The 20,534-nt window shown below is 67.2% G+C and carries 21 protein-coding genes and 1 tRNA gene; 14 read left to right on the top strand and 8 right to left on the bottom strand.

What is annotated here, in order from left to right:
- Positions 1–375: 375 nt before the first annotated feature.
- From ACFOES_RS01785 to ACFOES_RS01770, 4 genes are all read left to right on the top strand, one after another.
- Positions 376–780 (top strand): hypothetical protein, encoded by a 405-nt coding sequence (locus ACFOES_RS01785; protein WP_377831438.1) that lies wholly within the window; start codon positions 376–378, stop codon positions 778–780.
- A gap of 109 nt (positions 781–889) precedes the next feature.
- Positions 890–1,285: a hypothetical protein gene (locus ACFOES_RS01780; protein ID WP_377831437.1), complete on the top strand. Its 396-nt coding sequence runs from the start codon at positions 890–892 to the stop codon at positions 1,283–1,285.
- A gap of 105 nt (positions 1,286–1,390) precedes the next feature.
- A complete protein-coding gene (locus ACFOES_RS01775; protein ID WP_377831436.1) occupies positions 1,391–1,816 on the top strand; it encodes a hypothetical protein in 426 nt (141 codons plus the stop codon).
- A complete protein-coding gene (locus tag ACFOES_RS01770) occupies positions 1,803–2,924 on the top strand; it encodes a tyrosine-type recombinase/integrase (protein ID WP_377831435.1) in 1,122 nt (373 codons plus the stop codon). Before ACFOES_RS01775 ends, ACFOES_RS01770 begins: the two co-directional genes overlap by 14 nt.
- An 18-nt stretch (positions 2,925–2,942) precedes the next feature.
- On the opposite strand, the gene ACFOES_RS01765 is transcribed toward ACFOES_RS01770, so the two are convergent.
- The 7 genes from ACFOES_RS01765 to ACFOES_RS01735 form a co-directional block, all read right to left on the bottom strand.
- Positions 2,943–3,557 carry a hypothetical protein gene (locus tag ACFOES_RS01765; protein ID WP_377831434.1) on the bottom strand — a complete coding sequence of 205 codons (615 nt, stop codon included), beginning with the start codon at positions 3,555–3,557 and terminating at the stop codon, positions 2,943–2,945.
- 106 nt (positions 3,558–3,663) lie between these two features.
- Positions 3,664–4,494 (bottom strand): DUF3883 domain-containing protein, encoded by an 831-nt coding sequence (locus tag ACFOES_RS01760; RefSeq protein ID WP_377831433.1) that lies wholly within the window; start codon positions 4,492–4,494, stop codon positions 3,664–3,666.
- Positions 4,491–5,240 (bottom strand): DUF6946 family protein, encoded by a 750-nt coding sequence (locus ACFOES_RS01755; protein WP_377831529.1) that lies wholly within the window; start codon positions 5,238–5,240, stop codon positions 4,491–4,493. The genes ACFOES_RS01760 and ACFOES_RS01755 overlap by 4 nt, the downstream gene beginning before the upstream one ends.
- A gap of 73 nt (positions 5,241–5,313) precedes the next feature.
- Positions 5,314–5,387: transfer RNA gene (locus tag ACFOES_RS01750), tRNA-Cys, on the bottom strand.
- A 200-nt stretch (positions 5,388–5,587) separates the two neighbouring features.
- Positions 5,588–6,253, bottom strand: a complete 666-nt coding sequence (locus ACFOES_RS01745; protein WP_377831432.1) for a TetR/AcrR family transcriptional regulator — start codon at positions 6,251–6,253, stop codon at positions 5,588–5,590.
- Between the two features lie 45 nt (positions 6,254–6,298).
- Positions 6,299–6,685, bottom strand: coding sequence for a hypothetical protein (locus ACFOES_RS01740; protein ID WP_377831431.1), 387 nt, complete (start codon positions 6,683–6,685; stop codon positions 6,299–6,301).
- Between the two features lie 294 nt (positions 6,686–6,979).
- Entirely contained in the window at positions 6,980–8,095 is a 1,116-nt protein-coding gene (locus tag ACFOES_RS01735) for a TauD/TfdA family dioxygenase (protein WP_377831430.1), read from the bottom strand.
- 389 nt (positions 8,096–8,484) lie between these two features.
- Between ACFOES_RS01735 and ACFOES_RS01730 the strand changes: the two genes are divergently transcribed.
- Positions 8,485–8,883 (top strand): hypothetical protein, encoded by a 399-nt coding sequence (locus ACFOES_RS01730; RefSeq protein WP_377831429.1) that lies wholly within the window; start codon positions 8,485–8,487, stop codon positions 8,881–8,883.
- Positions 8,884–9,182: 299 nt separating this feature from the next.
- Here ACFOES_RS01730 and ACFOES_RS01725 read toward each other — a convergent pair whose 3' ends face one another.
- Positions 9,183–10,271, bottom strand: a complete 1,089-nt coding sequence (locus ACFOES_RS01725; protein WP_377831428.1) for a PAS domain-containing sensor histidine kinase — start codon at positions 10,269–10,271, stop codon at positions 9,183–9,185.
- An 833-nt stretch (positions 10,272–11,104) separates the two neighbouring features.
- Between ACFOES_RS01725 and ACFOES_RS01720 the strand changes: the two genes are divergently transcribed.
- From ACFOES_RS01720 to ACFOES_RS01680, 9 genes are all read left to right on the top strand, one after another.
- Positions 11,105–11,758: a protein-L-isoaspartate O-methyltransferase family protein gene (locus ACFOES_RS01720; RefSeq protein ID WP_377831427.1), complete on the top strand. Its 654-nt coding sequence runs from the start codon at positions 11,105–11,107 to the stop codon at positions 11,756–11,758.
- Positions 11,759–11,815: 57 nt separating this feature from the next.
- A complete protein-coding gene (locus ACFOES_RS01715) occupies positions 11,816–13,186 on the top strand; it encodes a TolC family outer membrane protein (protein ID WP_377831426.1) in 1,371 nt (456 codons plus the stop codon).
- Positions 13,187–13,272: 86 nt separating this feature from the next.
- Positions 13,273–14,196, top strand: coding sequence for a hypothetical protein (locus tag ACFOES_RS01710; protein WP_377831425.1), 924 nt, complete (start codon positions 13,273–13,275; stop codon positions 14,194–14,196).
- Positions 14,197–14,464: 268 nt separating this feature from the next.
- A complete protein-coding gene (locus ACFOES_RS01705) occupies positions 14,465–15,520 on the top strand; it encodes a glycosyltransferase family 4 protein (protein ID WP_377831424.1) in 1,056 nt (351 codons plus the stop codon).
- Positions 15,513–16,415, top strand: coding sequence for a hypothetical protein (locus tag ACFOES_RS01700; protein ID WP_377831423.1), 903 nt, complete (start codon positions 15,513–15,515; stop codon positions 16,413–16,415). Before ACFOES_RS01705 ends, ACFOES_RS01700 begins: the two co-directional genes overlap by 8 nt.
- Positions 16,412–16,858, top strand: coding sequence for a hypothetical protein (locus tag ACFOES_RS01695; protein ID WP_377831422.1), 447 nt, complete (start codon positions 16,412–16,414; stop codon positions 16,856–16,858). Before ACFOES_RS01700 ends, ACFOES_RS01695 begins: the two co-directional genes overlap by 4 nt.
- 220 nt (positions 16,859–17,078) lie before the next feature.
- On the top strand, positions 17,079–17,372 hold the full coding sequence (locus tag ACFOES_RS01690) for a hypothetical protein (RefSeq protein ID WP_377831420.1): 294 nt from the start codon (positions 17,079–17,081) through the stop codon (positions 17,370–17,372).
- A 148-nt stretch (positions 17,373–17,520) separates the two neighbouring features.
- Positions 17,521–18,474 carry a glycosyltransferase family 2 protein gene (locus ACFOES_RS01685; RefSeq protein WP_377831419.1) on the top strand — a complete coding sequence of 318 codons (954 nt, stop codon included), beginning with the start codon at positions 17,521–17,523 and terminating at the stop codon, positions 18,472–18,474.
- Positions 18,471–20,387, top strand: a complete 1,917-nt coding sequence (locus ACFOES_RS01680) for a hypothetical protein (protein ID WP_377831418.1) — start codon at positions 18,471–18,473, stop codon at positions 20,385–20,387. The genes ACFOES_RS01685 and ACFOES_RS01680 overlap by 4 nt, the downstream gene beginning before the upstream one ends.
- The last annotated feature ends 147 nt before the right edge of the window (positions 20,388–20,534 follow it).

Here is a 20,534-nt window from a genome sequence, read left to right as displayed (position 1 = left end):
CGCTCAGCGCTCCACGCAAATCGCGTGCCCGAGGGTCGAGAGGGGAGGCCCCCCCTCGACGCTCCCCCCCAGACCAGCCCTTGACGATCATCCCGGCGGCGCGCTCGACGTGTCGCGCCGCCGGGATGATCGTCAGAATATCGAAGTTCCAACGATCTTATCGGCGCCAATCCAATATCTTGCGGTCATGGACCAGCGGGCATTGCCGTGCGCATTCGGCCCTGGCCCGAAATGAAGAACAAGAGAAGGGCCGCGCCCCCGGACGATCTGGCCTGGGAGCCTGAGGCCGGATCGCGCGGGGCCTCGGTGTGAGAAGTCCATTCGAGAACTTGACCCGGGCCAAGAGCGCCCGGCTTCCACACCAAGGAGTTCAAGATGCACCTTCGCGAGATCTCTTCGCAGACTGCCAATCGTGTGACCAGGAATCCGATGGAGCCGTTGCGCGTGTTCATTTCCGATCACCTGGACGGCCTGCGCAACGCTGCCTGCCTTCTTGCCGGTGCGCGCGGCGGGCGTTTGGTCGACACGATCATGGATCGCCTCCGCGACGGGGCGAGGATTTCGCGCTGCACGTGGCTCGCTTTGCGTGATCTTCTTGGCATTCTCACGCTGGAACATGTTCACGATGAGAGCCGTCCGGAGGCAGGTTACTTTGCGCGGATCGACCCTTCGGATCCAGTCGTTGACGAAATCTGCTTGCTGACCGACGGCCTGCGGGCGGCTCTGGAGAATGCTCTCGAAACCCAACCCGAGGCGATGCGCCTGCTGGCGGTCGCCTGAACCAGAGACATGCTCAAGCTGCCGGCCCCACCCCCGTCGGCAGCTCTTGACGGCGACAGCGATCAGACGCGCGGCAGGGGCCGCGGGCTGTTCGTCGAAGGAGCTCTGAATGAGCGGAAGTGATCTGGCCGCCTGGACCAAGCGGCGTGATGAAATTCGGGAACGGGCGGTGATCGAAGTTTCTGATCATCTTCGCCGACATGGCCTGGGCCTTCACGAGGTTGTTTCGCTGGCGGACGATGGCCACGCCTTGGATCAGGTCGAGACGCTTATCGGCGAGGCCGATAGGGCCTTCCCCGACCCCGAAGTCCTTAAGCGAAGGCTCATGGAAGTTCTGGGCTGCCTCGAAGCCCTCTCTTTCGTGCGTGCAGATGAGATGTCGCTCGAGGGCAGAGGGCCTCGGGATGTCTTCGGGGCCATCGACTGGCACGGGGCACGACTTGCCGACCTGGCGACGAGGTTTGGCCCGGTCCTGACGCCATCCGAGGCAGTGTCGCCGAGGTAAAGGAACGGGAAAGAAATCGCGGGCTCGGAACTCTCGCGATAGGGCGCGCCGGTAATCATTCTGCTGCCACGTTGACGTAGGCGCGCCCGCTTTCTGATCCGCGACATGGGCGATTTCTTTTCTTCTGATTCAATTGGTTGTCAGAGATCTCCGCCATTTTCTCCAGTTTTTTCTCCTGCCTCGAGTGCGTCGTACGCATGTTACCGCGAGGAGAAGAAGCGCAAGACCGAAAAGATCTGTACAATGAGCAGTTTTCCACAAGCCCCGAACATCGAATTCCCCGTTCTGAATGGGGTGCCTCTCATGTTGATGACCGGAGAAGAGTTGGCTGCCGCGATGAAGTTCGGCGGGGTTACCAGCGGGTTCCGCTCTTGGTGCGCGAAATTGGGGATCAAGACTGTTCCTGGGCGCAGCAATGTCTACGACCCAAAGCATGTCCGCGAGCGGCTCGACGCCGCCCAAGGCATGAACGCGCCGGCGGCTTCCACGAGCTTGGTCGCTCAGAGGAGGGCGCGCCGTGGTCAAGCCTGATATTAAGGGCGTTCATCGCGTTCGGAAGAGATTGAGCGACGGGTCCATTCGCCATTACCACTACGCGTTCCGGGGTGGGCCTGCCTTTTGGAATTCGGCAATGTCTTTCGCGCCGCCGCAACCCGAATACTTCTTCGCCTACAACGATGCTATTCGCGGCGCTTCCCGACGGAGCGCCTCGACGAGTCGAGATTCAACAGCGGCGGTGATGAATCGCTACCGGAAGTCGCCGCACTACACGCAGCTCAAGCCCCGGACGCGTCAAGACTACGATAAATATCTCGTTTCCTTCGAGGAGGAATTCGGCAACGAGCCCATCAAGATATTCGAGGAACCGGAATCTCTCGACGAGATCGGAGAGTGGAAGAACCGGTGGGCGCATTCGCCGAGGCAATTCGATTACGCTACGAGCGTGGTGACCCGCTTCCTCAACTGGACGAAGGCCAATGTGGCGGCTCTTTCGATCCATCATCATTTCGACGTCGAACGGCTGTATCGGTCGGACCGCTCCGACATCATCTGGTTGCCGGATGAGCAACGTGCGTTACTCGACGTTGCCTGCGAACGGGAGAAGCGCGTTGTCGTCGCTGCGTCGGAAGGCGGCCTGACGCCACAGGACATCGGCATCCTCACACGCGAACATGTCCAGAATACGCGACTGGGGCGCCGTCTCTACTTCCGGCGCACCAAGACCACGAAGCCGGTGAGCATACCGGTCACGCCCGCCTTGGGACGCTTGATCGACGAGACGCCGGAGGATCAGGAATATCTCGTTGTCTCTCTGACGGGTCGGCGCCTGACGCCGGAGCGTGCATCCCAGATCGTTCGCGATCTGAAGGAGAGGGCGAACACGATGGCGGAGGGGAACCCCGCAATGATCCGCGTTCGCGACGAGCTCCGGCTCTACGACATGCGCGGAACGGCGGCGACGGAACTACTTCGGGCCGGCTGCTCTCTCAACGAGATCGCCGTCACCATGGGGTGGGGGCTACGTCATGCCGCGAACATCATCGAGAAATACGCCGCGCTGGTCCCCGAAGTGGCGGACGAGGTTTTGGCGAAGCTGACTGCGGCGCGGGAGAAGGCCGAGGTCGAGCGGAAGACCTGAGGAGATCATGGACCTGGTTCAGCGGACAGTGGAGCGCTGATCGTCAAGCCAGCCGTCGAGACCGCCAAAATAGTTGGCAATGCCCTCCATGACATCTCGCAAATTCTCAAGGTCTATCATGCGATCCGGTAGCTTGATTTCACGACCGTCATTTCCCCAGCCATACCGAAGATTCACCCCAGATTTGTCGAGCTCGTGGTAATCCTTGATCACCTGTTCGACAGCATCGTCGACGTCCTTTTCGGTCGGACCGGTTTCTTCGATAATCCTGCGACATTCTTTCCAAAGCTGCCATAGGTTGTGGCCAACCTGCACCCCGGAAATGCCTGTCCCACCATACATGAGGACCACCCACTTCATGGCGAGTTCCAAACCGTGCCGATAGTTGAAGAGGATCGGATAGATGACGGTGTGCCTCTCGTGCCGGTATCCTTCGGACAGGCACATCCGAACCAGTCCGTCGGCAGCGGACAAATAGCCATCCCAGAGCAGGACGTGCTTGGGAAGCGGCTGGGATGTGAACTCGACACTGCGACCCCGGTCGCCCGATGATCGTAACAGCCGGTCGCCTTTCGTGGGCCACCGGTGCTCGCGATAAAGGCTTTCGGTGAAGCTATTTGGGTGTTTTCTCATCTCGGCTGTCTCTGTCGCTCCATTCCCTCAAGCTTACCATCGGATCACCTCCCGTAATCCAGGGCACAACACGGCCCGTGAGATCAAAGGTGAGGCTTGTTTCTTTTCAGTGGAAGCTTGCCTGAAATGTTGTCGGCGCCAAAGATAGGTGTGCATCGAGCGGGGGGCGCAGTTCGAAGGCCCGGGGCGCGCGCGAGAAGTTGTAGAGGCGGAACAGGACCCAGCTTTCTCGACGTTCCTCCGCGACGGCCAGTTCGTTGCGCGAGATGTGAAATGGCGTTCTTTCCCAACCGTTCGTCGTCTTCACCTCGATTAGGCGTTGCGCGCCATCGGGCGCGAAGCTGGATATGTCGAACCCTGCTCCGTCGCCGCGGTCGCGCGAGACCCATTCGACGCGCTTGGCGAGGTCCTCCCGCCCGGCGCCCATCAGGATCGACCGCTCGTGCTGGTAGACTCGCGCCTCGCCAGCCTGGCCAAGCGCCCGGTTCCGCTCGTCGCGGGCGGCGACGTCGAACCTTCTGGCCACCGCCTGCATCTGCTCGAGTTCCTTCGGAGGCGGCGCATTTCGCATGGTGGGCGCGACGCCGACCCAGATCAGTCCAGGCTCCGCCAGACCCGGGGCTGGGGCAGGGGGGACGCGCGCCAACCAGCCTTGATGGTTCTGAAGCCAATGTGCCACGGCATCGACCAGCGAGGTCTGGAAATTGAAGGCCGGCTTGTAGCCCCGGATCCAGGTCTCGCCCAGCCCTAAGAGAACCGCCGAGACGTTCTGATGCTTGAATTCGATCGACCCTTTCGTTCTTCCCGTTAGCTTCTGCAACGCGCGATTGTGGGCGGCCTTGTTGTAGGGACGGCCCGCCAGTTCGTCGGCAAGCATGGCGAAGTAGTCCGCGACGATCGCGTCGTTCTGGAGATCGGTCCAGTCGTCGTCGCTCATGGTGCGACCGGTTCCAGGAACCGGGCCTCGCCCGTGGCCCAGCCGAGGATCAGATTTCCACCGCCCGGCAGATCCCGCGTGAGCCGTTTTTCTCGGGCTGCGTCGACGCCGAGGAAGGCGCAGAAGGCAGAAAACTGGTCGAACCAGAGGTGCTCCTGCGAAAAGGATTGAACGATCATCGCCGCGGCGTCGGTGCCGAAGCGCCTGGCCTCAATGACTGCCGCGGCGGTCCGATGGAATAGCTGGTAGTATAGGTCACCCGGCGGTAAGCCGCAGCCCAGCAAGTCGCAGATCGCGGCAAGCCTCGTGCGCCTGCCGTCTGAGCCATCGCGCAACCATTCACCAATGGGTTTGTCGAAAGGTTCGGCGACCTTCGCCTCGACTGCCAGCGAGACCGTCTCTTCCCGATCCCGAATTAGGGCGAAGACGTCGCACTGACTTGCCGCGCCTCTACCGGGAAGCGGGACCTTGTGTTCGGGGATCGCAAGGAGCAGGTCCGGGGCGGGGCCCATAATCTTCGCGATCTCAGGGGGCACGCCCTTGGCGGTCTCCCAGGAACGTGCCGCCGCCATCGCGGAATACCCGGCCTTCCAGTGTTTCTCGGGATCGCCCAAAAGGGCACGCCAATCACTTGGTCCGCGGGTTGGAACATAGATACGCGACATGCGAAGGATCATTCCCGTGATCCGGTCGCCGTTCAACAGATTTCGCTCGATGCGGGTGCGGAAAGACGCGCGGAACGGCACCAACTGTAAACCGATCTGTAAACCGGCAGGGTCGCCGAGCTTCTCGTCGTGTCGAAGCTTCTTGGAAATAAGGTGGAGGCGAGTACCGGAATCGAACCGGTGTACACGGATTTGCAATCCGCTGCGTAGCCACTCCGCCAACTCGCCAGAGTGCCGCATTCATTAGGTTTATGCGGCGCGGGCGTCAAGCGGTTATCACTCCGTTTATCAGGTTCCTGTTCCGTTTGCGTTCTGTCCCGGGCCATTTGCGCTTCTCCCGGGTCTGCCGGGCGCGCATGATCGGTCCCGCTTCGCCCGCCCAATTGCGGATCCTGCCCTTGGAGCTATGGCCGCTGTCGCCGGCGATTTCATCGTCGTCGCAACCCGCCCGGGCCAGTTCCATCACTCCCCGATAGCGAAGGGCCTGAATGAACCGCGCTCCTCGAGGGCGTTGGGGCAATCGTGGGCAGCGCGGCGAAATAGAATCCCAGCATCGCATCCAGCGAGGCCGGGCTTCGGCGCAGCCGGCTTCGCAACGCGGCGCCCTCCCAGCCATCGACGATGAGATTGCTCATCGCCGCGACGTCGGCATCGGGATGGAGCCGGCCCTGCCGCTGCGCCTCGGCGAGGCAGACCGCGATGCGCTCGGCAATCGCGGCGAGACAGCCCTCGATCTTGTCGCGGAACACCTCGCTCGTTGCCGCCAACTCCTGGCCGATCCCCCCCATCAGGCAGCCCATATACCCCTGGCTCTCATAGGCGAGGGCCGTCGCCTCGAAGAAACCGCGGATTCGGTCGAGCGGGTCTGTCGCCTTGTCGGAGAGGCAGGCTTCAAGTTGCTCGTGCACCCCGGAGACATAGGCGTCGATCACCTGGAGGGCGAAATCCTCCTTGTCGCGAAAATGGTGATAGAACGAGCCCTTGGGCGTGCCAGTGGCCTCGAGCACCGCAAGGATTCCGAGCCCGCTGTAGCCGCGCTCGAGAAGAAGCATCAGGCCGGTCTCGATCAGCCGGTTCTTGGTATCTTTCGCCATCGTCTTCACTTCAAGGGGCGCGCCAAGGGGGCGCGCCCGGTTGGCCTAGGCTTGCAGCCGCCCCTTCATGTGGTCAAGGACCTCGGTATGTTCATGCTCCGGGCTGAACATGATGATATCGGCATCGGCATCGACATGCACGTTGTGCCCCGGCGGCCAGTAGAAGAGGTCTCCGCTCTTGACGGTTTCCCGCGCACCATGCGCGTCGGTGGTGGTTATCGCGCCCTTCAGCACATAGCCCCAATGCGGGCATTGGCAGAGGTCGCCTTCGAGCCCTGCGAACAAAGGGGCGGTATCCACTCCTGCCGAGAGCGAGAAGTATTCGCCACCAATGCGGTCGTAGCCCTTGACGGTGCCAAACCCCCGTCGTTGGCGCAAGGTGGCGCCGGGGATCTGGATCCTGACGTCGACATCGTCCTTTGCAACTTTCATGGTTTCCTCCCTGGGTCAGAATAGACCGGTCTGTCTATTTTTGTCCATGATCGGCGCGCCGTCAAGGTTGACGCAGGAGCGTCCCTTGGTGAGCAAGGCTCGGTGCCGGCCAAGAGCCGATATCCTGAGGAGGGCTGCCACTGGCTTGGCCTGCCTTGAGCCTCCGCTTCGGGCGGTTCGCCCGGGCGGCCGCGTCGTGGCGGAGCCTGGGCACCCGCGCCCCGAACGGGCGACAGGCCGCGGCATGCGCGCGGCCTGTCCCTTCGCTGTCAGCTGGCCCTGGAGCGCGGCCGGCTAGACCGCATGTCGGCTGAGAACGCGCAGCCGGCTGTCCCATTCGCCGCGGTCGACATAGCAGCCGTGCAGGTGGCGGAAACCGGTCGAGGGATCGAAGGCGGTGCGCCCGTGCAGGACGCGGCGGTTGTCGAACACCACCATCTCGCCGCCCGTCAGCTTCAGCGTCACCGCGTAGGCCGGGGCGCGCGTCCTGGCCATGAAGGCCCGGTAGGCGCGGTAATAGGCGGGCATCTGCGTGGCCGGCAGGTCGAGAATGTCGGCCAGATGGGCGTTGAAGCAGATCTCGGAGACCCCGCCGTCGCGATCCAGCTCGATCACCGTCTTGCGGCTGCGGATATCGGTCTGCGCGTCATGGAACCGGAACGGAACGCTGACCGTCGAGAGGATCTCGAACGCGTCCGGGTCTTCGGCCCGCAGGTCCTCGGCCACGGCCTTGCCGTCACAGAAGACCGAGCCGCCGCCCTGCGCCTCGTTGGCGAGGCAATGCAGGAACTGGTAGCCCGGCGGCAGTTCCTGGTTGGTCAGGTCGGTATGCAGCGGCAGCGCGATCGAGGTATAGGCGAGGTTGTTGGGGTCGGGTTTCGAGACGACCTCGAAGGTCAGGCCGAAATTGGTCTCGCGCAGGTGGCCGGCGCGGCGGGCGATGGCCATCCCGGCCTCGACGGTGTCGGCCAGTCCGTCGACGATCGACAACCCGTAGCACTTGGTCGCGCGCAGCCAGTCGGCAAGCGCGGCCTCCGAGGCCAGCACCTGCTCCGCCGCGGCCCGGGGGATGTTCTGCGCCCCCAGCCCGCTGCGCCAGACGACCGGGGCCACCTCGGCCGGATCGGGGCGGGGGCGGCCCGGACGGTTGGCCTTGATCCAGCCCAGATCGAAGCGGCTTTCGCCGCTCTGATCCGGCCAGGAAACGACCAGCGTATCGCGCTCGATCTCGGCCCGTTCCGGCGCGATGTCCAGCGGCACGCTGGTCAGGTCGAAGACCCGCTCGCCGGTCTGGGGGTGAAAGCCGGCGGGATCGGTGTCGCGCAGCCAGAGATAGGGAAAGGTTCCGGTGGTGCCATCGGACCAGCGGATTTCAAGGGCCTCGGGCCCCGCGGATAGCGTTGCTTGCATGGGATCTCTCTTGGATAGGGTCAGATAATCGGGCGGCGGCCGCGCCCGGGCGGCGGCCACCACGCATGGGCCTTCCCGTGCGGGTGGCCCTGACATCTTCCAAGAACGGCACACATGTGCTGTCGCCGGGTTCCCTTGATCCTCGTCTTCGGCGAGCATCCATGCTCCGGCATTGCGGCGCAACCGTCTCCGCGACAAGCGCAGGTCGCAAATGGCCGTCGTGGGCGAGGGCGCGACGATCGCCAGCCGACGTGCCCCTTCGAATCCCGCGGATCGCGAGGGCGCTTAGGTCGCGGGACTTGCCCCGCGATATCGGCTATGCTCGCTCGACCGCGCACCGCATCGGTGCATGGATATCGCGGGAAGGAAACCCCATGCCCAGTCGGGCCGTGACACTCGCCCCGTTGCTTTTCCCAATGGCCTTCGCTCCGCGCGATGACCACACCTCCGATGCCTTGAGCGTCGAGATGAGGGACAGGACGGGCCGGCTGGTCGAACTGTTTCGCCCTGAGGAGGAGCAGAAGATCCGGGCCCAACCCTCCGACGACATCTGCTTTCGCCTCGGCTTTGTCGCCAGCACCTACCAGAGCTTGCGCCGGATCGAGGTGTCGTCGCAGCGGGCAAAGGACGAAGTGATGAACGACGAGGCCCTGCTGACGACGGAGGACGAAATCGGCCTTGCCGAGATCGTGATGCACCGCCTCGACGGTCACCCCGATTTCGACGCGTTCACGGCGGCCTACTATGTTCGCGAAGGCTGCCTGAGAGTGCGTCGCGACAGACCGTGAGCCTGCCCGGGTCTCTGCTTCTTCTTGGCTGCGCTGGTATCGGCACCAAGGCGACGCCGCTCCTGTCGAAGGTGCGGTGCTGAAAGACGATGTGGCCGTTCAGGACCTGTTCGAGGCGCGGGGGGAGCTCCTAGAATCTTGGAGCGCCGCGCACGGTGGCAGAGACAATGCCGTGGATAGCAGTCTGCTGCCGTTCGCAAAACCGGCAGCAGGCCGGGCATCGGCTATGCGGGACAAAGCAGTATTGTCGGCGGTTCCGCCAGAAGCCCTCTGCCGGCCGGTGGCCGTGGCTTCACCGCCTAGAGGGGGAACGACAGCGTGAATGTCGAGCCTTCGCCCGGCGTGCTCTCGACGCCGACCGTGCCGCCGTGGGCTTCGACGATCTTCTTGGTGATGGCGAGGCCGAGACCGGTGCTCTTCTCGCCGGCGGTCGGCGTCGAACTCAGCCTCTCGAAGGGCATGAATATCCGGCCGATCTCGTCGGCAGCAATGCCTTGGCCGTAGTCGCGCACACGGATGTCGACGGAGCTGCCGCCGCGCCGGGCCGACGTTTCGACGATGCTGTCCGGGGCCGAGTACTTGACGGCATTGGTCAACAGGTTGTCGATGGCCTGAGCTACCCGCCCGGGGTCGAGTTCGATGTCCGTGTCGCCGTCGATGTCGCAAAACAGCCGGATGCCCTTCTTCTCGGCGCTGAGCGAAACCAGCGCGACACGCTCCTTGAGCAGGGCGCCCAGGCTGCCGGTGCGTTGCTTGAGGCTGAACTCGCTGCTTTCGATGACCGAAACGTCCAGCAGGTCGTTGAGCAGGGCCAGCATCTGATCGCTGGTTCGCGAGATCGTTTGCAGCAGCTTCCCCTTCCTCTCGTCGTCCAGGTCAAGCTTGAGGATCATGTTCGACATCGAGCGGATGGCGCCGATGGGGTTGCGCAGATCGTGGGCCGCCATGCCCAGGAAGCGGTTCTTGATCTCGTTGAGCTCGCGCAGTTTCCCCTCGATGTGCTTCAGCTTGGTGACGTCGCTGAAGGCGAACAGCAGCAGTTCCTCGTCGTCGACCATGATCGGGGCGAGCGAGGCGAGTCCCCAAAGGACCGTGTCGTCCTTTCCCCGCAGGCGCAGCTCGAAATCGCGGACCTGGTCGCGGACGGAGAACTCGACCATCAGCTCCTGGCGCTCGTCCTTGTCGACGAAGAAGCTCTCCCAGCTCTCGCCCAGCAGCGCCACGGCATCGACGCCGAAAGCCTCGTTGAAGTAGCGGTTGGAAAAGACCACCCGGCCATCTTCCTGGCCGATGACCAGAATCCCCGCCGGCACGGTGTCGTTGAAGATCCGCATCTTGCTGTCGGCCGCGAGCATGCGTTCGAAGGAGGAGTCGCGCTTGGTGTCCATTGACTTCTGATCGCGGGCCTTGGCTGGAAGTATCAAGCCGAACGGTAGCCACCCTGCCGGTTCTGTCAAGAAAGCCCTGCATGAGCGGTTTCGGCGCCCGCCTTCAGTCGCAGCGCGCAGCGGCAGGAACTGTCGGCTTCCAGGGGGGGCTGCAGCCCCTGCCACGCTTCATTGAACCAAGACGCCGCAGCGGGCACCGAGCTTGTCCCGCCTTCCATGATGGGAGGCCCGGGAAGACCGGCTCAGAAGGCGAGGCGTGCTTCCGGCTTTCAGCCAAGCTCACACGATCTCATCAGGCCCGCTGCGCAACGCGCGCCGGTTGCCGGGCCAGCCCTGCGTGAATTCTCTTCGCCTGCGACCGCGAGCGGGGGGCGCTGAGGAGGGGGGCGTCGCCTCCGTGCCGAAGGCTTGCCCATCGCGCCCCGGGGCCTGCGCGGTGCAGGTCACGAGGTAGGCAGGAAGGGCCTGGGGAGGCTGGAGCAAAGGCACCCGAGACGGGACGCCTGACTTCCGGAAAACGCTCCGCCCAGGCAGCCCCTTCGCAAGCCGCAAGTGGAGGGGCAAGCCGCTGTTATCGGGTCCGGCTTCTGTTCGCGCAATGTCCTGATGGCTCTTACGGCCTGGGGCAACGGTCTAGTGCGTTGCTTCGCCTCGGGGAATTCCCGGATTTGCATTCCGCCACGTGGTCGCTTCGCCTGCTCGCCGTCGCTGCGCTGTCGCCTATGCTATGATAATATGTCACGCAAGCCGTTGCTTGGATGTAGCCCGTGTTGCCGATGTCGCCGTTCTGTGGCAAGACGGAAGCGACCGAAACTAGACCGAAGAGTTTAGCCATGACTGACTTCGCCGCCCGCCGTACCATGATGGTTGACACCCAGGTGCGGCCCTCGGATGTCACCCGGTTTCCGATCATCGAGGCGATGTTGGCGGTACCGCGCGAATCCTATGTCCCCGCCAACAAGCGCGAGGCCGCCTATGTCGGCGAGAATCTCGATCTCGGCCAGGGCCGGGTGATGCTCGATCCGCGCACCCTGGCCAAGATGCTCGACACGCTGGATATCCAGCCCGACGAGATGGTGCTCGATCTGGGCTGCGGCCTGGGCTACTCGGCCGCCGTCATCGCCCGGCTGGCCGAGGCCGTCGTCGCCGTCGAGGAGGATGCCGAGCTCGCGGCCGAGGCCCAGGCGACGCTGTCGGCCGAGGGCGTGGACAACGCCGCGGTGATCTCCGGGCCGCTGGCCGAGGGCGCGGCCAAGCACGGGCCTTACGACGCGATCATGGTCGAGGGCGCGGTCGAGCATCTGCCGGCCGGCCTGGCCGCGCAGCTCAAGGATGGCGGCCGCATCGCCGCGATCTTCATGGAAGGCGCGCTGGGCGTCTGCCGCATCGGCTACAAGCTGGATGGCGGGCTGACCTGGCGCTTCGCCTTCAACGCCTCGGCCCCGGTGCTTCCGGGGTTCGAGAAGAATCGCGCCTTCGTCCTCTAGGCGGGACGCAGCGGCGGGCAGGCAACAAACGCGGAAGGTGGGCAGGAGAGCATGAAGATGAACGCAAAGATACTGGGGCGAGCGGGCGCCGCGGCCCTGCTGGTGATGACCATGGCGCCGGGCGCCTGGGCCGAGACGCTGAGCGACGCGATGATCTCGGCCTATCGCAATTCCCATCTGCTGGAGCAGAACCGGGCGCTTTTGCGCACCAGCGACGAGGATGTCGCGGTGGCGGTCTCGGGGCTGCGGCCGACACTGGGCATCGCCGCCACCGGCAGGGCGGTGACGACGGCCTCGGCCTCGACGCTGTTCAACAACCTCTATGGCCAGCTTGGCCTGCAGGCGTCGATGACGGTCTATGACTTCGGCCGCACCAAGGCGGCGATCGCCGCGGCCAAGGAAACCGTGCTGGCCACCCGGCAGGCGCTGGTCAATGTCGAGCAGCAGGTGCTTCTGGGGGCCGTCACCGCCTATATGAACGTGCGCAACGCCGAAGAGACGGTGGTGCTGAACCAGGGCAACGTCCGGGTGCTGAACCAGGAACTCAAGGCGGCCCAGGATCGTTTCGATGTCGGCGAGATCACCCGCACCGACGTCGCCCAGGCCGAGGCGGCGCTGGCCGCCGCGCGCAGCCAGCTGACCGCCGCACGGGGCCAGCTGGCCACGGCGCGCGAGGCTTACAAGGCCGCTGTCGGCCATTATCCCGGCCGTCTGGCCGCGCCGCCGAGGGCGCCGGCCACGGCCAAGTCGCTCACGGATGCGGTCGCGGTCGCCCAGCACAACCACCCGCAGATCCTGCAGGCCAAGCACCAGGTCAAGGCCGCCGACCTGAGCGTCGCGCGGGCCAAGGCCGGCATCCGGCCGACGCTGTCGGCCACGGCCGAATACGGCACCGACTCGGGCGGCAACAAGGGTGGCTCCGCCACCCTGACGCTGAGCCAGCCGCTCTATGCCGGCGGCCAGATCTCGGCGCTCTACCGCAAGGCGGTGGCCGCGGCCGACCAGGCCCGCGCCGGGCTGCTGCAGACCGGTGTCAGCGTCACCCAGGGCGTCGGCAACGCCTGGTCGCAGCTCCAGGTCGCCCGGGCCAGCATCACGGCCTACAACCAGCAGATCCGCGCCGCCCAGACCGCCTATGACGGCGTCAAGGAAGAGGCCAAGCTGGGCTCGCGCACCACGCTCGACGTGCTCAACGCCGAGCAGTCGCTGCTCAACGCCAAGGCCTCGCGCATCACGGCCGGGACCAACGAGTATATCGCGGTCTACACGCTGCTGTCCTCGATGGGGCTGCTGACGGCGGATCACCTCAAGCTGGGGATTCCGACCTACGATCCGGCCGCCTATTACAACGCCGTGAAGAATGCTCCGGCCACCAGCGTGCAGGGCAAGCGGCTCGACAAGCTGCTCAAGAGCATCGGTAAGGAGTGACGACGACAGGTGGGGGCCGAACCTAGTAGTTGTGTCAGCACTATGACACGGCTACCATACCTACAGGTCCAATAGGGAAACCGCCCATGTCCGATCCGATGACCCGTACCGAGATCGAGGACGTTCTGTCCTCGATCCGCCGGCTTGTCTCGGAGGAGGAGCGGCCGCTACCGCAGCGTGTGCCGCCTTCGTCCTCGACCGCCAGCAAGATCGCCTCCGGCACCCGCCCGGCGCGTCGGCCCGAGGCATCGGCGTCGGCGGTTGGCCGGCTGGTGCTGACCCCGGCGCTGCGGGTCGCCGATCCCGCGCCGTCGTCGTCCGATTCGTTGGCGGATATTCCTGCGGCCGAGGACTGGCAGCCCGAGCGGGCGCCGGCGGGCGGGCGCGAGGACATGGCCGAGGCATGGCAGCCCGAGGCGGAGCCCGCCGGGCCGGCCGCCCGGGACGACTGGCAACCCGAGGTCGAGGCGGATGCCGCGCCGGCCGCAGCCGCCGCGCGATCCGGCATGTTGCCGGCGCTCGAGGCGACGATCGCAGAGCTCGAAGCAGCGGTGGCGGCCCGGCGCGAGGAATGGGATCCGGATGGCAGCGAAGAGCCCGGCCCCGGCGATCTGACGCGTCCGGTCGGCCGGGGCGCCTTTGCCGCGATCGACGACGATGGCGACGCGTTCCCGGCGCCCGAACCGCTGGCGCGGCCCGAGGCCGGCGATGCCACGCCCGCACCGGAGCCCGAAACGCCGCCCGCGGCCGAGCCCCTCTGGACTTCCACCCGGCGGGACTGGCAGCCCCCGCTCGAAGCGGAGACTGAAGCGGAGACCGTTGCTCCGGAAGCGGAGGCTTCGTGGGACGAGGAGAGCATCGAGATCGACGAGGATGCCCTCAACGATCTGGTGCGCCAGCTGATCCGCAACGAGCTTCAGGGCGCGCTGGGCGAGCGCATCACCCGCAATGTCCGCAAGCTGGTGCGGGCCGAGATCAGCCGCGCCCTCGCCGCGCGCAAGCTCGACTGACCCATCCTTCCCGCCGACCGGCCGCCGGGCAGGGGGCCGCCTCTGCCGCGATACCCGGCTGCGGCCGTGCCGCCCCGGCGGCACGTCGTCCGCCGCGGAGCGCCGCCGCTGGCAGGGAGCGCGGTTCCGGCCCGGCGGCCGCAGCGTCGAAGGCTGGGTATTGTTTCGCTCCGCAAAATGAACTGTGTTCGAAATCGCGCCAATTTGTTGCCGTAATTTGCGGCTACTCCCCAAGGGAGAACAGTTCCGGACATCGGCGACAGACAGGATGGCAGCGCCCCCGACCCTCCGCTTCGTTTCGCGCAAATGGCCGCCCGCGATGGGCGGGATGGAGACCTATGCCCTGCGCCTGTCGTCCGAGCTGCGGCGCTATGCCCGTGTCGACCCCATCGTCCTGCCGGGCCGGCCGGACGGCGGCGTTCCCGGCGCCTTTGCCCTGCTGGGATTCGGGGCGAAGGCGGCGCTGCGCCTGCTGGCCACGCGCCATCCCGCGGATATCACCCATGTCGCCGACCTTGCCAGCTGGCCGCTGGCGCTGGCGGCGCGGCTAAGGGCGCCGCGCTCGCGCATCGCGCTTTCGGCGCATGGCACCGACGTCTCCTACGCCTTCCGGCCGGGGCTGCGCGGCCGGCTCTACCGCGCCTATCTCCGGCTCGGCGCCCGGCTTCTGCCGCGCTCCGTCGTCGTCTGCAATTCCACCGCCACCGCGGCGCTGGCCCGCCGGCTGGGCTTCGGGAACACGCCGCGCGTCGCGCTGGCGACCGACCTGGAACCCGCCCCGCGCGGGCTGCCCTCGCGCCGGATATTGTTCGCCGGTCGGCTGCTGCCGCAGAAGGGCTGCGGCTGGTTCATCCGCGAGGTTCTGCCGCAGCTGGCCGGGGACATCGCGCTCGACGTCGCCGGCCATGTCTGGGACCGGGACGAGGCCGCCGCGCTGGACAACCCGCGGGTGCGCTATCTCGGCGTGCTCGACGCCGAAACGCTGGCGCGGGCCTATGCCGGGGCGCTCTGCGTCGTCCTTCCCAACATCGACGGTGCGCACCCCAGCTTCGAGGGCTTCGGCCTCGTCGCGGTCGAGGCCGCCGCGGCGGGCGGCATCGTGCTGGCCGCGGCCCATAGCGGCCTCAACGACGCGGTGATCGACGGCGTGACCGGGACCAAGCTGCCCTCGGGCGATGCCGCCGCCTGGGCCGCGGCGATCACCGATGTCGCCGGCTGGACACCGGACCAACGCGAAGCCGCCGCGACGCGCGCCTCCGAGGCGGCGCGGGAACATTTCAGCTGGGAACGGGTCGCGCGCGAAACCGTCGCCGCCTATGGCTGAGCCGAGCCCCGTTTTCGGCCATAGGCTGCTGGCCATGGCGCAGGGGCGCGACGTGCCGCCGGCCTTGCGCCGCGGCGCCACCCTGGCCGCACTGGCCCTGCTGGCGCTCGGCACCTGGGCCGCGCTGACGCGGACCCCGCTCGACCCGGCGCAGATGCGGCTGGCGCCGCTGCTCTGGCTGGTGGCGCTGGCGCTGCCGGCGACCATCACGCTCAACGCCACCGAGATGGAGCTGTCGGCGCGACTGATCGGCGCCCGCTTCGGCGTCGGCCGGGCGTTGCGGCTGACGATCTTCGCCAGCGCCGCCAACATGCTGCCGCTGCCCGGCGCGGCGATGGTGCGGCTGGCCGGGCTGAGCGCCGCCGGCGGCAGCCTGAAGTCGGGCGGCGCGGTGACCCTGATGATCGCGCTGATGTGGCTCGGCGTCGCCTTCGCCGCCAGCGGCCTGTTCCTGCTTGCTCCGGCGCCCGGCTTCGGCGCGCCGGCGCTCGCCCTCGGCCTCGGGCTGACCGCGCTCGCCCTGGTCTGGGCGCGGCGCGTCAGCGGCGGCTGGGCCGGCGGGCTGGGCATCGCCGCCGTCAAGCTGGCGCTGGTCGCCGTCAGCGTGCTGCGGATCAAGCTTTGCCTCGCGGCGCTGGGCGTCCCGGCGTCGCTGCCCCAGGTCTCGGTCTTCGCCGTCGCCGGCGTGCTGGGCTCGGCGATCTCGGTCGTGCCGGCCGGTCTCGGCGTGCGCGAGGCGGTCTCGGCCGCGCTCGCCCCGATCGTGCGCCTGCCGGCCGGGGCCGCCTTCCTCGCCACCGCGCTGGACCGGCTGCTCGGCATGGCGGTGATGCTGATGCTCGCGGGGCTCCTGGTCCTGCGCGAGGCGCTGCCGTCGCGGGGCGCGGTCCGATGAGCCGGGATTTCGTCTTCATCGTCTCGGGCGGGCGCACCGGCACGCAGTATTTCGGCGACCTGATGGGCGAGATGATCGAGGGCGCCCATTCCGTCCACGAGCCCGACCTTGCCAGCCCGTGGGAGCCCGCGCGGATGGCGCGGGCGATCCGGCAGTTCGGGCTCTGGCACATGGTGATCGGCCGCGTTCTGGGACGCACCGGCATCCGCAATATCGCGACGCGGCGGCTGCGGGGGCGGATCGACACGCAAGCGGCGATCGCCGCGATCCGCCGCCAGCGCGACGGCTATTACGCCAGCCTGTCGGCGCCGCTGATCGTCGAAAGTTATTACCAATGGGCCGGCCTGTTGCCCGAACTGCGCGCCCTGCATCCGACGGCGCGGATCATCGGCATCGTGCGCGACCCGCGCGACCTCGTGGCTCAACCACGGCGGCCACCATGACCGCCGCGACCTGACGGCGCTGTTCGGCCAGCGCCGGCTGTCGCCCGCCGATACCGGCGAGACCGCGCTTGCCGCGCGCTGGGGCCGGGCGAGCGCCTTCGAGAAGCATTGCTGGGACTGGAAGACAATCAACCGGCGCATCGCCGATGCCGCCGCGGCCGATCCGCTGACCCGGCTGTGGCGCTACGAGGACCTGTTCCTGGTCGAAGACGATGCCGAGATGCGCGCGCTGCTCGATTTCGCGGCCACGCATCCGCGCCGCAGCTACCCTGTCCGCTATGCCCCCGAGCGGCGCGGCGAGCGGCGCAATGCCAGCGCGGGGAGCGCCCCGAACTGGCGCGACTGGAGCCTGGCCCGGGCCCGCCTGCTCGACCGCCATTGCGGCGCTCTGATGGCGCAGTTGGGCTATGGCGACGAGCCGGAATGGCGGGCCAAGCTGGCGGCCCCGGCGGGGCAGGAGGCGGAACTGGAAGGGCGGCGGCCCGGCCGCGTCGCGATTGCCGGGCAGGGGTGAGGCCGGTGCCGCGGATATTTGCCATATCGGAAACAATCGCCAAATATCCGCATAATTGCCCGAGTTTCGCCACCTCCCGACGCTTCCTTGTCGGAGCGCAGGAACGGCGTCGGGCGAGGCCCGGACCGACGCAACACGGGGGCATTAGATGAAGCTCATCATCCAGATTCCATGCCATAACGAGGAGGCGCAGCTTCCCGCGACGCTGGCCGATCTGCCGCGCGCGGTCGAGGGCTTCGACGAGGTCGAGTGGCTGATCATCGACGACGGCTCGACCGATCGCACGGTCGAGGTCGCCCGCGCCGCCGGGGTCGACCACATCGTCCGGCTCGGCCACAACCAGGGGCTGGCGACCGCCTTCATGCACGGGCTCGAGGCCTGCCTGAAGCTCGGCGCCGACGTCATCGTCAACACCGACGGCGACAACCAGTACCGGGCCGCGGACATCCCGGCGCTGACGCGGCCGATATTGCAGGAGGGGGTGAAGATCGTCGTCGGGGCGCGGCCGATCGCGTCGATCGCGCATTTCTCGCCGCTCAAGCGGATGCTGCAGAAACTGGGCAGCTGGGTCGTCCGGCAGGCGAGCGGCACCGATGTCGTCGACGCGCCGAGCGGCTTCCGGGCGATCCACAAGGACGCCGCGTTGCGCCTCTACGTCTTCAACTCGCACACCTATACGCTCGAGACGATCATCCAGGCGGGACGCCAGGGGATCCCGATCAAGTCGGTGCCGATCGAGGTCAATCCGCCGACGCGCGAGTCGCGGCTGATCCGGTCGGTGGCGCAATATGTCACCCGCTCGGCCGTCACCGTGCTGCGCATCCTGGTGCTCTACAAGCCGTTCAAGTCCTTCTCGCTGGTCGCCTTCGTGCTGGCGCTGCCCGGCATGCTCGCCGTGCTGCGCTTCCTGCTCTACTACCTGGCCGGCAATGGCGACGGCAAGGTCCAGTCCCTCGTCCTCGGCACCGGGCTGATCGCCGCCGGGGTCGTGGTCTTCATCGGCGGCCTGCTTGCCGATCTGATCGCCTCGAACCGGATCCTGCTGGCCGAGATCCGCGCGCGCCAACTCAGGGCCGAGATCGAAAGGGCGGGCGTCGAATGACCGCCTTCGCCGAGCGCCACGGCACCGCGCTGCTGCTGGTGCTGTCGACCTGCATCCTCGCCGCCGTGCCGCTGGTCTCCGGCGGTCTGTTCAATATCGACGAGGTGATCTACCTGCTGGGCGCCAAGACGCTGGCGGCCAGCGGCCATCTGGGCATTGCCAACGGTTACCCGAGCTATGGCAGCGAGGCGCTGAAACTCTGGCTGCTCAGCGCCGGCGCGGACGGGCTGGTGCCGCAATATCCCGTCGGCACCGCCCTTGCCGGGGCGCCGCTCTACGCCGCCTTCGGCAGCCACGGGCTGATCGTGCTCAACGCCGCGGCCATGGCCGGCACCCTGTTCGTGACGCGCGGCCTTGCCCGCACGCTCTATGGCGACGAGGGCAGCGCGCTGCTGGCACCGCTGCTGCTGGTCTTCGGCAGCTTCGCGCTCGAATACGCCTTCGGCATCTGGCCGCATGGCGTCAGCACCTTCTGCGTTGCCGCCGCGCTGCTGCTCGCGCTGCGCTCGCTCGACGCCGAGGGCCGGGCCGGCATCGCGCGCGCCATGGGCTCCGGCCTGCTGGTCGGGCTCGGCTTCCTGTTCCGGCTCGACACCGTGCTCGTCCTGCCGTTGATCGCCGCCTGCGTCGTCCTGCTCGCGCGTCGTCCCGTGGCGACCCTGGCTGCCGGTGTCGCCGGCATGCTTCCCGGGCTCGCGGTCGCGGCCTGGGCGAACATGGTCAAGTTCGGCACGCCCAACCCGCTCTCCTATGGCCAGCCGCAGGGCGGCGGCACGAGTTCTTCGAGCTATGTCGGCCTCGGCGTTGCCCTGGCCATGGCGGGGCTGCTGCTGGTCGCGCTGCGGCTGTTCCGGCGCAGCCTCCTGCGCCGCCGCGTCGCGCTTGCGGTGCTCGCCGCCGTGGCGCTGGTGCTGGTGCTGGCGCTGCTGTTGGCCCCGGGGGTCCGGCAGGCGCTGGAACGGCTGGCGCAGGGTTTCTACGTGCTCGTGCTCGACATCCGGCCGATCCACGACAGCCGCCCCGGTGTCGTCCACGCCGCCGACGGCACCGTCGGCTTCTGGGGGCTCTACAAGAAGGCGCTGGGGCAGAGCCTGCCCTGGCTGGGTCTGCTGCCCGCCCTGTTCGCCCGGCGCTGGGGCCTGGACGCGTGGCGCGGCCACGCCATCCTGCTGGGCGGCGCGCTGCTGTGGATGCTGCCCTTCCTGCCGACCGAGTGGCACGGCGGGTTGGGCAGCAACATGCGCTATTTCCTGCCGATCCTGCCCCTTCTGGCGGTGCTGGTGGCGCGGATATGGACCGGCGTCCTGGAGCCGGGCGGCCTCGCGGCGCGGGAACGGTGGCTCTGGCCCCTGATCGGGGCGGCGCTGGTCGTGGCCTGGTCGCGCGTCCTGCCGTCCGGGCTTGGCGGGGCCGAGCAGATCCTTCCCGGCTATGCGCTGGCGGGGATGGCGTTCCTGGCCGCGCTGACCTGCCTGCCGCGGTCGCTCGGCCTTGCCACGCTTGCGCTCGGGCTGGCCCGGCGCGGCGCCCTGGTGACCGTGGGAATGGCCCTCGCGCTCGGGCCGCTGCTGGACCTCGGCGCGGCGCAGTCCCGGCGGATCGCCATCGCCCGCGAGGCGACGCAGATGCTGAACCTGCCCGCCCCGGCGCTGGTCATCGCCCCGCCCGAAATCATGGCGCCGCTGATCGGCCGCCCCGGCTACCTGGCGGCGGTGCCGGACCGGCTTTCGGACGAGGTGGATGCCGGGCTGGTCAACCGGGCCCTCGATGACGGCTACAAGGTCTTCGTCGCGAACTGGCTCGTTCCCGGCCTTCTCGCCTCCGACCGGAGCGTGCGCGTGGCCGCGGCAGGGGCAGGGGCAGGGGGGACTTCCCGCCCGGTCACCGAAATCGTCCGTGCGGGAGGAGATTGACCGGCCGCGGGCGAATTGGGGACGAAGCGGGCAGCCTGCCGGGTATGCGCCTGGCAGGGCTAACCCCTACGGCTCTGCTTCGCGGGAGGAAGCGGATACTGGCCATGCCCAATCCGCCCGGCACGCGCGTGAAACGCGCAGGGCGAG

This window comes from Acidimangrovimonas pyrenivorans (assembly GCF_042643245.1).
GTDB lineage: Bacteria > Pseudomonadota > Alphaproteobacteria > Rhodobacterales > Rhodobacteraceae > Acidimangrovimonas > Acidimangrovimonas pyrenivorans.
Note: the sequence above shows the minus strand (reverse complement) of the source record. Positions and strands in the feature narration are given on the sequence as shown.

What these genes read in the sequence shown, in the direction of transcription:
- ACFOES_RS01785 (WP_377831438.1), top strand. Translation starts at nt 376, where the DNA reads ATGCACCTTCGCGAGATCTCTTCGCAGACTGCCAATCGTGTGACCAGG.
- ACFOES_RS01780 (WP_377831437.1), top strand. Translation starts at nt 890, where the DNA reads ATGAGCGGAAGTGATCTGGCCGCCTGGACCAAGCGGCGTGATGAAATT.
- ACFOES_RS01775 (WP_377831436.1), top strand. Translation starts at nt 1,391, where the DNA reads ATGGGCGATTTCTTTTCTTCTGATTCAATTGGTTGTCAGAGATCTCCG.
- ACFOES_RS01765 (WP_377831434.1), bottom strand. Translation starts at nt 3,557, where the DNA reads ATGAGAAAACACCCAAATAGCTTCACCGAAAGCCTTTATCGCGAGCAC.
- ACFOES_RS01760 (WP_377831433.1), bottom strand. Translation starts at nt 4,494, where the DNA reads ATGAGCGACGACGACTGGACCGATCTCCAGAACGACGCGATCGTCGCG.
- ACFOES_RS01745 (WP_377831432.1), bottom strand. Translation starts at nt 6,253, where the DNA reads ATGGCGAAAGATACCAAGAACCGGCTGATCGAGACCGGCCTGATGCTT.
- ACFOES_RS01740 (WP_377831431.1), bottom strand. Translation starts at nt 6,685, where the DNA reads ATGAAAGTTGCAAAGGACGATGTCGACGTCAGGATCCAGATCCCCGGC.
- ACFOES_RS01735 (WP_377831430.1), bottom strand. Translation starts at nt 8,095, where the DNA reads ATGCAAGCAACGCTATCCGCGGGGCCCGAGGCCCTTGAAATCCGCTGG.
- ACFOES_RS01725 (WP_377831428.1), bottom strand. Translation starts at nt 10,271, where the DNA reads ATGGACACCAAGCGCGACTCCTCCTTCGAACGCATGCTCGCGGCCGAC.
- ACFOES_RS01720 (WP_377831427.1), top strand. Translation starts at nt 11,105, where the DNA reads ATGACTGACTTCGCCGCCCGCCGTACCATGATGGTTGACACCCAGGTG.
- ACFOES_RS01715 (WP_377831426.1), top strand. Translation starts at nt 11,816, where the DNA reads ATGAACGCAAAGATACTGGGGCGAGCGGGCGCCGCGGCCCTGCTGGTG.
- ACFOES_RS01710 (WP_377831425.1), top strand. Translation starts at nt 13,273, where the DNA reads ATGTCCGATCCGATGACCCGTACCGAGATCGAGGACGTTCTGTCCTCG.
- ACFOES_RS01705 (WP_377831424.1), top strand. Translation starts at nt 14,465, where the DNA reads ATGGCAGCGCCCCCGACCCTCCGCTTCGTTTCGCGCAAATGGCCGCCC.
- ACFOES_RS01700 (WP_377831423.1), top strand. Translation starts at nt 15,513, where the DNA reads ATGGCTGAGCCGAGCCCCGTTTTCGGCCATAGGCTGCTGGCCATGGCG.
- ACFOES_RS01695 (WP_377831422.1), top strand. Translation starts at nt 16,412, where the DNA reads ATGAGCCGGGATTTCGTCTTCATCGTCTCGGGCGGGCGCACCGGCACG.
- ACFOES_RS01690 (WP_377831420.1), top strand. Translation starts at nt 17,079, where the DNA reads ATGCGCGCGCTGCTCGATTTCGCGGCCACGCATCCGCGCCGCAGCTAC.
- ACFOES_RS01685 (WP_377831419.1), top strand. Translation starts at nt 17,521, where the DNA reads ATGAAGCTCATCATCCAGATTCCATGCCATAACGAGGAGGCGCAGCTT.
- ACFOES_RS01680 (WP_377831418.1), top strand. Translation starts at nt 18,471, where the DNA reads ATGACCGCCTTCGCCGAGCGCCACGGCACCGCGCTGCTGCTGGTGCTG.